This is a genomic window from Alkalibacterium olivapovliticus, assembly GCF_003003275.1.
Taxonomy (GTDB): domain Bacteria; phylum Bacillota; class Bacilli; order Lactobacillales; family Carnobacteriaceae_A; genus Alkalibacterium; species Alkalibacterium olivapovliticum.
This window is the reverse complement of the sequence record NZ_PVTO01000011.1, coordinates 64,107-77,397: the sequence shown is the minus strand read 5'-3', so window position 1 is coordinate 77,397 and position 13,291 is coordinate 64,107. Positions and strand designations below refer to the sequence as shown.

Sequence of the window (13,291 nt, the reverse complement as noted above, 5' to 3'; positions counted from 1 at the left end):
GCAAAAAAACAGCCAGATGGGGGTTATCCATCTGACTGAGGTAAGGGAACACATTATGAATGAGTAGCGCTCAACTGAGGGTAAACCTCTTCTACTGTTCGCTCCGGATCGATCACTATGAAAAGGGTATCTTCTCTCTCTTGAGAAGACTGATACGAATTATCGTGACCATCAGTATCCACTGCTTTATACGGGAAGTAAATTCGATCTTTTTCAACTGAGTGTCGTTTTTCCCCATTCAAGCGATCACGGTACAAGATATCCATCATTTCAATATCCTGAAATTTACTGACTCGTGCGAACATGCCTGCTTCTAATCCGCCTTTGTTGATATCGTTGGAATTTACACTGTCCGATTCACGGGCAATTTCAATTTTCAACGATTCACAAGGATGGATCTCCTGAAAATCATCATCACCAATTCTGCCAAAGCTGGTTGTCACTTGTTTGATCCATAAATCTCCAATATGTTCACGGCGTACTGTCCAGGTTTCACCGTTACGGAATACGAATCGTAATGCACTCATTACTTTTTTCATATCATTCTCTCCTGTCTTTGGTTATGTGAATAGTTTAACAAATAAAGACTCCTAAGGGAAGCCTTTTTTTAAATAAATATCTTTTTTTTATAAAATATTGTGTTTTTGTGCACAAAAAAATCAGGACAATTAGATGGTGACTTCTAATTGTCCTGATTCAGGCTCTATTTAATTGTTTAGTCTGTCTTTATCGACCTACGACCCAACCGCCATCCATAGTAACTGAAGTCCCATGCATATAATTGGATTCCTCAGAAGCCAGGAAAACAGCCAATGATGCCACTTCTTCCGGCTTGCCTGCTCGTTGGGCTGGGATATCTTTTAGTCGTTCTTCTTCAATGCCTTCAGTCATAGGCGTTTCGACGAAGCCCGGAGCGATCAGGTTAGCTTTAACCCCTTTTGCACCGAAATCATATGCCAGCTGCTTAGTGAATCCTTCTAACGCATGTTTGGATGTCACATAAGCTGATCCGCCAGGTCCAGCCACATGTGTCGCTTGTGAGCCCACATTGATGATTGTTCCTTTCCCTTTTTCAAGGAAAATTGGCAATACCGCTTTAGCAGCAAGATAAGGCCCTTTTACATTAACTGCCATTAACTGATCATAATCTTCTTCTTCGATATCCAGTGCCGTTTGATAACTGTCATGAATACCGGCACCGTTGTATAGAATATCAAGTGTTCCGAATTCATCTACCGTTTTTTGGACACCTTTTGTCACTTCCTCAAAGTTAGTTGTGTCCACCTTTGCAAAAATAGCCAAACCACCATTATCTGTTATATCGTTGACAATTCGGTCCCCTTCTTCTTCTTTTCTTCCGGAAACCACTACTTTAGCACCTTCTTCAGCAAAGGCTTTAGCAGTCGCTTCACCAATACCTGATGTCCCTCCGATAATCAAAGCTACTTTATCCTTTAATCTCATGTTCTGTGTCTCCTCCTTTAATCGTTACTATAAGCATACAAGGAGAGTTGAGAAAAAATCAAAAATAACGGCTTTAATATCCTTTCAGGTAGATCCCCTGTAACAGGTTAAACACAATCAGGAATAGAGGGGCCGCTGAGTAGATAAGCAACAGAAAAAAGCCATGATCCTAACACAACGTGACGACTGTGATACAGTGTCTTGTTGTGATAGATTCATAGCTTATAACGGATGCAGAGTAACGAACAGATTTAATCCAGTTCCAGCTGCATAGACCCTTTATGACCTTCTTTATGCTTGTACATTTTTTTATCCACTAAATCATAAATATGATCAAATGCCTTTGTATCCAAAGCCATCATAAAGCCAACTGATACGGTCAGATCAATCTGGTTACTATTATAAGAAACCGGTTGTTCCATGTGAGCTATGATTCGCTTGGCAATCATCTCCAGATCGTCCTCGTTCTGCAAATCTTTTACCATGATCATAAATTCGTCGCCACCTATACGGCCTACTCGATCAGTGCTTTTAATAATTTCCTTCATGCGTCTTGCACTCTCTATCAGGACTTTATCTCCTGCTAAATGACCATGTTCATCATTAATTTTCTTAAAGTCATTGATATCGATAAGCAGAATGCCGTTTTTCAGACTGGAATACTTCAGTACCCTTTTGACGGAAACTTCAAATGTGTGTTTATTTAAACAGTTAGTTAGGGCATCTGTTCTGGACAAGTCGCGTTTGGAGATGTACTGGACACTGAATACGTACACCAGTACAAAAATAATGCTAATCATTATGTAAGATATAATTAATTCAAAACTGGGAAATGAGTCTCTCACCATCCAGCCATTGACTGGAGCAATACCGATATTCCAGTGCGTATTTGGCAGTGAAATAGCCTGAAGAACATGATCTTCGCTGAATACCTGGTTGTCCCCCCATACAAATGGGTGCTTATTTGCTGGATCTATCCTCATGGCAAATGAGTAATCTGGGTGCTGATATTGAGATAAAGTAGACTCGATCAGCTCTTCAAAGTCAATGGTCACGCTGGCAAATCCCCAGAAATCGTCTGCACTGATTGATTCAGTAAAGACAGGCTTGTGATTAATCACCTTCACGTCCTCGTGATCAGAATCAAACGGACCCCGAGAAACCGATGAAATAGTGGTCGGCGTATAATCAAAGGCTGAAAGTCCTTCTACATCTACATTCAACATGTCTAACCCCATGATTAATTCTTTACCGTCTGAAGGATAAACAAAATGGACAATCCCATCTTTTGCAACCGTGACTGTCTCAATCAAAGCGTTGCGTTCAACAATAAATCGACCATATTCTCTCAGCTCAGGTTCTGTAATAGCAGGATTCTGCCTGATTACCATTTCGAAGAAATCCACATATATAAGACTATCGTCGAGCTCAGACTGTAGATTTTCTCTAATCATTGTGAGGTGGTCTCGTGCCTGTGATCGCTGTTCCTCATAATGTTGCTGATTGTATTCCGTACGAAGGAGTTGGACAGGAATGTATAAAGAGACAGCAGCAAAAGTTGCAACAATAAACGCTATAACCCATTTTTTCACAAAATCACCTCACTATTTTATGTAATATAAAAACGATACCAACTTTATTATACACTATTATAATAAAAATAGTCTGTAGTTGCGTGTATTGATTCACAATTAATGACCAATTCAATGTAAAAAAACAGTATATATTATTCATAAAAGGTAATGTATACTATTTTAGTAAGAGCTGTTTGTGAACGACTCTTTTTCCAGTTCTATAAAAGCAGTTTGACAATAGAAAGAGGTTCTCCATGAAAAAGTATCCCATACATAAAGAAGTTGGTTATCTTAAATACCTGACCTTACCAGCTTCTCCAGTTGTTATTCCAGTGATTAATACAGTGTTGTCAACGATGGAACGATTTACTGCAGTTGATGATGACATCACCGAAAAACACGTGCTATTAAGTACCTATGATAATAAAACGATCAGAATGACGTTATATTATCCTGATGGTTTAGAAAATAATGCGCCCTGTCTTCTTTATTATTATGGCAGCGCCTATTTTATGAAACGGGCAGCCCACCATAAACGATGGGCGATGACTTACGCTAAAGAAGCAAACTGTCTAGTCATCATAGTGGACTACCGTTTAGCTCCAAGGCACCCCTTTCCTATTCCTTTTCTGGACTGTTTCCTCGCAAGTGAATGGGTTTTTCAGCAGGCTGATAATCTTAACATCGATCCAGCGAAGATTGCAGTAGGCGGTGACAGTTCAGGAGGAGCATTATCAAGCAGTGTGTCTATGATGAGAAGAGACACAGGTCTGAAAAATTTCTGTTTTCAATTTCTGATTTACCCTGTTACAGATGTCAGAATGACCTCCCCTTCCATGAAAGAATTCAGCGACACGCTTCTTTGGAGCAGTAAGCTTAACGAGATGATGTGGTCTCTATACATACAGGAACCAATTGAAACGGATGAAAAATATGCAGCTCCCATGGAATCTGATTCTTTTCATAATCTCCCTGATGCTTTCATTGAAGTGTGTGAGTTCGACCCATTGCGGGATGAAGGGTTGCTTTACGGTGATGCGTTGATGAAAGCAGGCGTTACTGTCGATATATCCTTTATACCTAAGGGTTTTCATGGATATGACATGATAACCAACAGTTCACTGGCTGAAGCCTCAAAAAACAGACGAGTAGCTGCCTTGAAAAGAGCTTTTGGATAAAAAGAAATCCGGTCAGAAATATCTGACCGGATTTCTTTTACTATTAGTTGCAGCTTAATCTGGTTTACTTAATTCATTTACTGCCAGGATTGCCTGGGCAATTTCTTCTGCTGTTATTTCAGGATCCAGATTTTCCATTGTTTCCCCTTCAGCAGTTGCCAGTTTTCCGATTTCAAGCAAGTCATCAAATGACTTCCCATCCAAGTGCATGTCCTCAAGCGTTGTCGGCATATCGATCGCTTTAAAGAAATCAATGTATCTTTTAATTTCTTCACCAGATTTTCTTTCAAGAACGAGTTGTACCAGTACGCCATAAGCCACTTTTTGACCATGAGTCAAGTCGTGGATATCGCCATCTACAGCTGTAAATCCATTATGAATCGCATGGGCACCAGCTAGTCCACCGTTTTCAAAGCCTAATCCGGATAACAATGTGTTAGCCTCAACAATCGCATCAACTTGAGGTGTAACTAACTGTTCTTTCACTGCTTTATACGCTGATAAGCCGTGTGTAAAGAGGACCTCTTCTGCCATTTCAGCAATAGCTTTAGCTGCAAAAGTTGTTTTTCCCCCTGCCATTGTATCACTGTTGCGTTTCATTGCGGCCTTCACTTCTACCAGGGTCGCCATTGCATCAGACATACCGGAAGCAAATAAATGAAGAGGCGCTTTAACAACGATTCCTGTATCGACTAGTACGAGATCCGGATTTTTATCGTAAAACTTGTAGCCTTCAAACACACCGTCATTTGAATAAATTACGGAAAGCGCACTAGTTGGAGCATCTGTAGAAGCTGTTGTGGGTACTATTATGACAGGTACTTTCAAGCCATCAGAGACAGCTTTTGCCGTATCCAGCGTTTTTCCGCCACCCACACCAATTACAGAATCGACTTCCAGCTCAGTTCCTTTATCTATCAGACGGTCAATTTCTTTAGTTGACGCCTCACCATTAAACTGTTCAAACTCATATTCGCTTTCTGAGTCTTTGAAACTGTCACTTATGAAGTCCTTCGTTATGTCCCATACGACCTCGTCGGAAAGGAGAAGTGACTTCTTACCAACCGATTCTGTTTCTTTCCCGAGCTCCTCAATGACCCCGTTCCCTTGAATATAACGACTTGGTGACTTAAAAATATATTTCTGCATTATTCTACTCCTTTCAAATTTATCTATACTTTAATTGTAACAAAGGTTATCCACTTAAAACAAACATAAACCCTTATAATCACTGTAACCGTTTAAAGTAAACGAAATTTTACAGATAATTACCAAATCCCCCCCTCTATATAAGTAAGAGGGAGGGTGAATAGCTATTCTACTAAAATTTATAATGAATCGAATCCTTATACTCTTTGATCAACTTCTCATTCAGCTCATCTCCAGCGTCCAGGTTGGCACTATAAAAAATAGGGGGGTTATCGAGTCCGTTTACCTTCAGTTTTTTCACTGTTTCAACAACCAAAGTATTAACGATTGTTGCTCCAACGACTGTTGAAGAAGGACCGACACGCATGTCAAGGCCATCTATTTCACACATACTGTCCCCTACATCCCCGTGATTGTCGATCACGATATCACTGAATGCGTATAAATTTTTCCCGGATGGGTGCCTGGAATCAACCGTTTTTGAATAAGTCAGATTAGTTAATCCAATAGTGGTTACTCCTTTTTTCTGAGCTTCCATTGCCAGTTCAATGCTCACAGGGTTACGGCCAGAGACTGAATGGACAATCAGTACGTCTCCTTCTTTGAAAGGCGTATTATCCGCCAAAAGTGTCCCGTATCCTACAAGCCGTTCCATTTTACTCGTGTGCGTTACAGGTTCTACATCAAGTAGAATGCTATTTCCAAAAATAGGATTGACAGTCATTAGTCCCCCTGCCCGGTAATACAGTTCCTGTGTCAAAATCCCCGCATGGCTTGCGCCAAAGGCAAAAATGGCCTGCTTATTCTCAACTGCTTCGACTAAACAGTCAACAGCCTGTTCAATCGATTCTTTTTCTTCTTTTTCTACTATACTTAACAATTCTTTAATGCCATCAAAGTAATCAAACATAATTAAAACACTCCAGACAATAGTTGAGCCAGCCAGCTGGCAAGTGGACCGAATAAGGAGAAGTCATTTCCTCCAAATATCAGCAGCCAGTTTCTTATGGTTGTTTCATAGACAATTACAGATAATCCCATCAGCCCGACCATAACGATAGCGCCTACAGCCGTCCCGATAATAGCACCTCTTAATCCCCCTTGCCCTTCCCCTACAACTGCTGCACCACCCATTTCGAAGAAGGAAGTGACAACAAGCGGGATCAGGATAACACCGAACAAGTTGGTTGTATTGGCAATCAGAATCATGATTGTGGATGTGATCATCGCTACGATAAAGCCAATAATAACAGCATTTGGTTTATAGTTGAATAGAATGGGCACATCAAATGCCGGAATCGCACCAGGTATGACTTTGTCGGAAATACCTTGGAAAGCCGGAATAATCTGGTTGATCAGCATGCGAACCCCTTGCAGCATGATAATCAGCCCTGCACCGAATGTGATCCCCTGAGTGATTGCTGTAAAGAATGCGTTCTCTCCCTCGGCGACAACTTCCGGAGCGACAAAGGCCATGACAATATACATAATAAAAATAACAAATGCGCCCATCACCGATATCTCTCTAAAGAAAGACAGACTTTTTGGAACATTGAGAGATTCTGTTGAACGCTCCTTGTTCCCGACACGTTTAGCTACAAATCCTGAAATAATACTCAATATTCCTGTCGGGTGTCCAATCAGGAATGACTCGTCACCTGTGACATCCCATATATAATGACGCATGATCCATGGCATGAATGACCAGTAAGAAGCAGATAGAACAGCACCAAATAAAATCAGGACGATTCCGTTCAATCCACCTTCAACTCCAGCTGCCACAAAGATGAATGGGAACCACCAGAGCATATGACCAGTCAGGAAAATCGTTTTAACCGGCGTAAACCGTGCAATCAGTAAATGGATGATTAGACCTGCAAACATTGCTAGTCCAATCTCTCCACCAAAATCTGCGATGAAGGTAACATCGCTGAGCCCTTCGCCTACTTCAACACCTTCCGCGACCGTTTCCTGGAAAGCATCGTTAATCGGTATGATAGCTCCAACAATCAGTCCGACCCCGGCGTCAAGGATAAACATCCCAAACGCTGCAGAAAGCGAGCCTTTGACAATATCTGCAATATTTTTCCGCTGAATGATCAACCCAATGGCGGCAATCAGTCCAAGCAGAACTGGGGGATTCCTAAGAATATAATCTGTAAAAAAATCGAGTATACCCTGCATCTTATTTCATTCCTTTTTTATTATTTAGGGTTTGCATTATTTCACTGCCGGGCATCCCTATACCCGTTCCACATTAAATCAATGGTTACTTTTTATCTGCTAGAAAATCATCCAGCGCTTTTCCAACCTCTTCTTTATCCATGTAGCGTTGAATGGGGAAAACAGGTGATTTAGTTGACCCTTTTAACTCATCCCCCAGTTCCTGACTTGTAAATATAGCGTCAGCATTGCTTCCTTTAGCTGAACTCAGGTCTGTATTTTCAACTTCGCAGTCAATATTTCTTTCCTTGGCGGCTTTCTCGATTGACATTTTCAGTACCATTGATGAGCCTACTCCAAAACCACATACAGCTAGAAATTTATACATATTAATCGTCTCCTTTAGTTATTAGTTTAGTTATGTCATTTAAGTCACCTGATAAGAAAATAGCATAGCTCTCATCATCCATTAAAATCTCTGATATTTCAGACAGCGCTTCTAAGTGCGCGGATGAGTCTACCGCTGCCAGTACCAGAAATAGTTTAACCGGATTCCCTTTCAAATCGACTGGATCATCCAAGGTCAGTAGTGACATTCCGACCTCGTTGACTCCGACACCTGCTTTAGCATGAGGTAAAGCGAAGTAATCTTTCAATACGATATACGGTCCGTTTTCTTCCACACTATCAATCATCGACTTTATATAGCTCTCTTCAATCACTCCCTTTTCGAGTAATGGTTCAGCTGCATACGCAATGGCTTTTTCCCAGCTTTCAACTGACTTTGCATGCTGCATTGTTTCCTTAGACAAATACTTATTTAACATACACCCCGACTCCTTAAATTAATGATATCGTGCAAATAATCGGTAAATAGACTGATCAGACTGATTTATAAATAAGCGTTCAACATCTGATCTTGACGCCATTACTTCATAAAGTGGTTCGATAATCAGACTAATATGTGAGATATCCGCCTTGGCCACACTGATTAACACCACAACATCCACACGCTCATCCCCCCAGCTGATTTTTTTGTCATTAATGAGGATAGACACCTGTGTTTCTTTCACATAGGCAGGATTGCCATGAGGTATGGCAATACCTGTTTCAAAAGCAGTAGACGACATGTCTTCTCTTTCGAATACAGAAGATAAATACTCTTCCGTTACACTTCCATTATCAATTAAAGGGAGAGTCAGACGGGTCATCGCCTCTTTTGCCGATTGGACATGCCCTCTCACTATGCTGAGCCGTTTACTCAAAGATTCAATTAGAGGATGTTCAGGATCGTCTATCCCGGACTGATTTAATTGATGCGATTGATTAGTGAAATAGTCTTCCATTTTGGCAGCCAGTTCTTTTAGTTCACCATCAGAAGGGATGGATGATAACGTTAGCACGACAGACGGAGTGAATTTTAGCGATACTGTAGAAATAATCAAATCTACCTTATCCAAATCCACTTGTTCAACTTTTTCTTCAGAAATCACTTCATAGATGTGAACACTGGGGAGATATTGCTTGATCCGTCGCTCCAGTATTTCGGTTGTCAGCAGTCCAGTCTGACTGATAATCAGTATTTTCTTAATATCCCGTTTGCGCTCCAGTGCTGACTGAAAGTGAATCATTAAAAAGGCGATTTCATCTACCGGTATTCGCTTTCCCCACTCTTTTTCAAGATCGACCACGACATACCATGTTAAATGAAACATCATCGAATACTGCTTCTTTATTTCATGAATATAGGGATTCTGGAGAGCAATACCGTTTTTCAGGCGAAAACACATGGGAATGATGTGGTGCAGTAGCCCTTCTCTTAACTGATGATCTCCTGATAAATCCTCATTCATCATGTGACTGGTTTTAATGATCAGATCATCGACTAAATCAGTATAATACTCTGACGTATCGCCGAGCTTTACATTCTTTATTCCATTTGCAATCAGACATTCGTTTATAAAGACCTTGTCCTCTATCATATAGACTAAGTCAAGATCTGATTCCAGTCTGGCTGCCAGATCATACGCAATATAGTAAGTATCCAGCTCAGTAACACGTTCGAATACATACCCACCTGACTTTTCATGATGGTGTCCTTTTAAAATCCTGAATGACATAACAAGCAGACTCTCAAACAAATTAATTCTATAATAATCAGCCAAATCATACACAGAACCGATCTGTTCGATTTCCAGTAAAATGTTTTTAACAAAAGAACCTGGTAAATCTAGCTCATCCTCTATAAAACAGCCATACCGGTCTAGTAGCACAGGAGGATGAGCATTTACCAGTGCGTATTTCGCTGTGAGGTATCTCCCCCATATTGACTGAAGGGTTCGTTCATCAGTAGCCATAAGTGTTCCTTCATTGTTAGAGGATAGAATGTTGTCTTGAGGGAAATACTGCTTCTTGATCGCCTTCATATCTTTGACGATAGTTGAACGACTAACGTAAAATCGGTCAGCTAAATCATAGTAGGATATGCGTTTTCCATTCAACAACTCTTTTAGTAACAAGTCCTGTCTTTCCTGAGGATCAAAATCAAGACTGGACTGCTTGTGCACGGAACGAAGCAGACTGGACTTGGCATTTACGTCACCCATTATCTTAGTACCCAGACCTGGTCTCTTCTCGAGGAGCGCTTGGGTCTGATTGATAAGCGGTTCGATATCATCCAGATAAGCATATATTGTCCGTTTAGATACGCCCAGTTGTTCAGCGAGGGAATCTGCTGTTTCATAGCTTTCAGACTGAACGAGTATCTCCACCAGTTTCCGTTTATTCTTTATGGACAAGTCATCACCCCCTATAATCAAAGTATAGCATAAGAATGAGAACGCTAACATTTAGATTATCTCAACAAGACATGTTGCAGTTTAGTAAACACTAGGCTTTCTTTCTTTTCACTTTGATGTCATATATATTGCAGATTTTGTTAGCAAGGAGTATGCTTTATTTAACTACAACAGGACATATCTCATCCATATTCGGGAGGCTACTAAAATGACTAAGACGCTACTCTTTGACCGCATGAAAGAAAGATGGACACAGGTATTTGGCCGATTTCCGTTAGCACTATTATTTACAGGCTTAGCTGCTGTTTTTACGATGTTGTCCATTCAGCTGGATCAGGATACCTTCTTCAGAGAGGCTGTTGCATCTGGACTGGCTGCGCTGCTGTTTGCTATCGGGCACCTGGCAGTTGAAGGATTTCTCGCAGAGCGAAAAAAAACCCACCTACCACTTTTCTCAGCTTTATTCATCCTTGCGGCACTCTATTATGTTTATTTAATGCAGACCGAGTTGTTCGTCGACCAGATCAGTTCTATTCGGACACTGGTTCTCTTCTTCACCCTTGCCGTTACATTTATTGCACTGCCGACGATCAGGTCTTCTTATGCTTTTTCAGAAACACTCGTAGCGTTCATCAAATCACTCTTCAGCAGTCTACTGATAGCGGTCGTCTTTTATATAGGAGTCGCTGCCATACTGGGAACGTTCAGTACACTCTTCATGCCAATTGGTTTTGAGTGGTTCGGACATGCTGCTTCACTGATTTTTATATTCTTTGCGCCAGTATTGTTCCTGTCCGGCATTCCAGTTTACGGCGCTGACAAGAACTCAGAAGCGTTTAAAACCGCCACCTTAAGGGCAACATTATTATCATTCTTGATTGATTTTATCGTCGTACCGCTGCTGATGGTTTTTTCCATTTTGCTCATTGCTTATATCGGAATAAATATTACAGGTGAATTCTGGCTTGACAATCTCATTGAGCCCATGCTTATCAGCTACGTCTCAGTTGGCTTTATTACATTATTTTTAACTGAGCAATCTAGCAAAGGTTATGTCATTATTTTTAACCGTTTCTTCCCCTATCTCCTGCTGATCATAGCTGTGTTCCAAAGTCTATCGTCATCGATTAAATCGGTCGAGCTGGGATTGACACACGGTCGGTACTTTGTCCTGCTGTTCGGTATTTTCGCAATAAGCGGCGTACTGATTTATGCTTTCTTCAGATCCTACAAGAAAATCATTCCATTCATCCTCGTCAGCTTAGGTTTAGTATCGGTGCTTCCACTGGTCGATGCCGTATCAATTGGCATTGCAAGCCAGGTCAGACAAGTAAATGCTATAGTTGATCAGGATGATCTTGATGAGAATGGCATCATCAGAGCGGACAATGACTTTTCCCACGAAGACATGGTCCAGATAAGCTATAGTCTGCATTACCTTGAACAGACTAATGCTACTGGCCGTGTAGAATGGCTCCCTGCGAATTTTGATTATTATAATCAATTCCAGAACGTTTTTGGTTTTGACCCTTACTATTATGTCAATTATGATGAAGAAGGACTTATCCAGGATCCTAGTGCAAATGATTATGCGTATGTAGAGCTGGACGAGAGAATTCCTCTTCTGCTTCCAGTATCAGAATATGATGATGTTATATTTTTTGGGACCTATTGGCTTAACCACTCAATGGATGGGAATACGGTTGAATTAACACAGCCAGATACTCAGCTCATCATTCATTCAGACGAATCTGTTTTAGGACTGGAATTAGTCGAAAATGACGAAGTCCTGATAAACTTCGACCTTTCATTTCTTCAAGATGAGATCTATCTTTTATCTGAATCGGGTCAATCTCTGACACTAGATGAATTAAGTTTTACTGAAGAAAATGAAGAAGTTGAAATCACTGCCATTATAAATCGTCTGGAAACAGACTCTTCGGGGTATCTTGCCGGTACATTTACTATTTTGATCAATTATAAATAGTCAGCTGATCCTAAAGGAAGCATTTTCATACCATTTAATGTAAAATAGGAATAGTTAAAATTTAGGAGGAATGTACAAGATGTCAAAAGAACTATTTACGTTTCATAATGGTGTGACTATTCCGAGCATTGGATTTGGTACGTGGCAAATCCCGAATGAAGAAGCCTATGATTCTGTCACAATGGCTTTGAAAAATGGGTATACTCACATTGATACTGCTTTAGCTTATCAGAATGAAGAAAATGTCGGAAAAGCAATCAGAGATTTTGATATTGCCCGGAAAGATGTATTCGTGACCAGTAAACTCCCTGCTCAGATCAAAGGGTATCAGGAGACGTTAGATGCATTTGATGAGACACTGACGAATCTTGGCATGGATTATCTTGACCTTTACCTCATCCACGCGCCTTGGCCTTGGAATGAGATTGGTAAAGATTGTACGGAAGGCAACATCGCGTCATGGAAAGCTATGGAAAAACTGTATAATGACGGCAAAATCAAGACGATCGGTGTATCTAACTTTGAGATAAAAGATATTCAGGCGCTGCTTGATAATTGTGACATCGTTCCGATGGCAAACCAGATTCCATTTTATATCGGCCGTGACCAGAAAGACTTGCTCGATTTCTGTAAAAAGCATGATATCGTGGTGGAAGCTTATTCTCCTCTCGCAACTGGTCAGCTTCTTGATCATCCAGTTCTTAAGGAAATCGCTGAAAAATACGATGCAACACCTGCTCAAGTAGCTATTCGTTACTGTCTGGAAAAAGACACACTGCCTTTACCAAAATCAACTCATGAAAAACGTATTATTGAAAACAGAGAACTGAACTTCGAAATTTCTGCTGAAGACTTGGCAGCTTTAGACAAAATCGAAGATGTTCGCGGCTAATAGTTGTTTGAAGTAAACTGGCTCCCACCTATTGAACATACCGTTCAATTAGGTAGGAGCTTTTTTTAGGCATTCAACCAGTTTAG

At 40.7% G+C, this 13,291-nt stretch carries 12 protein-coding genes; 3 read left to right on the top strand and 9 right to left on the bottom strand.

The genetic code is table 11. The annotated features are described in order from the left end of the window. Positions 1 to 53 precede the first annotated feature (53 nt). From CLV38_RS07090 to CLV38_RS07080, 3 genes are all read right to left on the bottom strand, one after another. On the bottom strand, positions 54 to 539 hold the full coding sequence (locus CLV38_RS07090; protein ID WP_106193342.1) for a hypothetical protein: 486 nt from the start codon (positions 537 to 539) through the stop codon (positions 54 to 56). Positions 540 to 726: 187 nt separating this feature from the next. Beyond that, the gene (locus CLV38_RS07085) at positions 727 to 1,464 is read right to left on the bottom strand and encodes an SDR family NAD(P)-dependent oxidoreductase (RefSeq protein WP_106193339.1); all 738 of its coding nucleotides are present in this window, start codon (positions 1,462 to 1,464) and stop codon (positions 727 to 729) included. 251 nt (positions 1,465 to 1,715) lie between these two features. Continuing rightward, positions 1,716 to 3,056: a diguanylate cyclase domain-containing protein gene (locus CLV38_RS07080; RefSeq protein ID WP_106193336.1), complete on the bottom strand. Its 1,341-nt coding sequence runs from the start codon at positions 3,054 to 3,056 to the stop codon at positions 1,716 to 1,718. Positions 3,057 to 3,292: 236 nt separating this feature from the next. On the opposite strand from CLV38_RS07080, the gene CLV38_RS07075 reads away from it, so the two are divergent. Further along, positions 3,293 to 4,216 carry an alpha/beta hydrolase gene (locus CLV38_RS07075; protein WP_106193334.1) on the top strand — a complete coding sequence of 308 codons (924 nt, stop codon included), beginning with the start codon at positions 3,293 to 3,295 and terminating at the stop codon, positions 4,214 to 4,216. 54 nt (positions 4,217 to 4,270) lie between these two features. On the opposite strand, the gene CLV38_RS07070 is transcribed toward CLV38_RS07075, so the two are convergent. The 6 genes from CLV38_RS07070 to CLV38_RS07045 all read right to left on the bottom strand — a co-directional run bounded on the left by CLV38_RS07070 (position 4,271) and on the right by CLV38_RS07045 (position 10,326). Continuing rightward, complete coding sequence (locus CLV38_RS07070) at positions 4,271 to 5,365, bottom strand: glycerol dehydrogenase (protein WP_106193331.1); 1,095 nt, start codon at positions 5,363 to 5,365, stop codon at positions 4,271 to 4,273. 172 nt (positions 5,366 to 5,537) lie between these two features. Continuing rightward, on the bottom strand, positions 5,538 to 6,275 hold the full coding sequence (locus CLV38_RS07065; protein WP_106193328.1) for a sugar isomerase domain-containing protein: 738 nt from the start codon (positions 6,273 to 6,275) through the stop codon (positions 5,538 to 5,540). Between the two features lie 2 nt (positions 6,276 to 6,277). Continuing rightward, positions 6,278 to 7,549, bottom strand: a complete 1,272-nt coding sequence (locus tag CLV38_RS07060) for a PTS ascorbate transporter subunit IIC (RefSeq protein WP_106193324.1) — start codon at positions 7,547 to 7,549, stop codon at positions 6,278 to 6,280. 85 nt (positions 7,550 to 7,634) lie between these two features. Beyond that, on the bottom strand, positions 7,635 to 7,916 hold the full coding sequence (locus CLV38_RS07055) for a PTS sugar transporter subunit IIB (RefSeq protein ID WP_106193322.1): 282 nt from the start codon (positions 7,914 to 7,916) through the stop codon (positions 7,635 to 7,637). A 1-nt stretch (position 7,917) separates the two neighbouring features. Further along, positions 7,918 to 8,355: a PTS sugar transporter subunit IIA gene (locus tag CLV38_RS07050; protein WP_106193320.1), complete on the bottom strand. Its 438-nt coding sequence runs from the start codon at positions 8,353 to 8,355 to the stop codon at positions 7,918 to 7,920. Positions 8,356 to 8,373: 18 nt separating this feature from the next. Continuing rightward, the gene (locus CLV38_RS07045; RefSeq protein ID WP_170068840.1) at positions 8,374 to 10,326 is read right to left on the bottom strand and encodes a BglG family transcription antiterminator; all 1,953 of its coding nucleotides are present in this window, start codon (positions 10,324 to 10,326) and stop codon (positions 8,374 to 8,376) included. A 208-nt stretch (positions 10,327 to 10,534) separates the two neighbouring features. Between CLV38_RS07045 and CLV38_RS07040 the strand changes: the two genes are divergently transcribed. After that, complete coding sequence (locus CLV38_RS07040) at positions 10,535 to 12,313, top strand: DUF4153 domain-containing protein (protein WP_106193315.1); 1,779 nt, start codon at positions 10,535 to 10,537, stop codon at positions 12,311 to 12,313. Between the two features lie 79 nt (positions 12,314 to 12,392). Then, entirely contained in the window at positions 12,393 to 13,205 is an 813-nt protein-coding gene (locus CLV38_RS07035; protein ID WP_106193312.1) for an aldo/keto reductase, read from the top strand. Positions 13,206 to 13,291 lie beyond the last annotated feature (86 nt).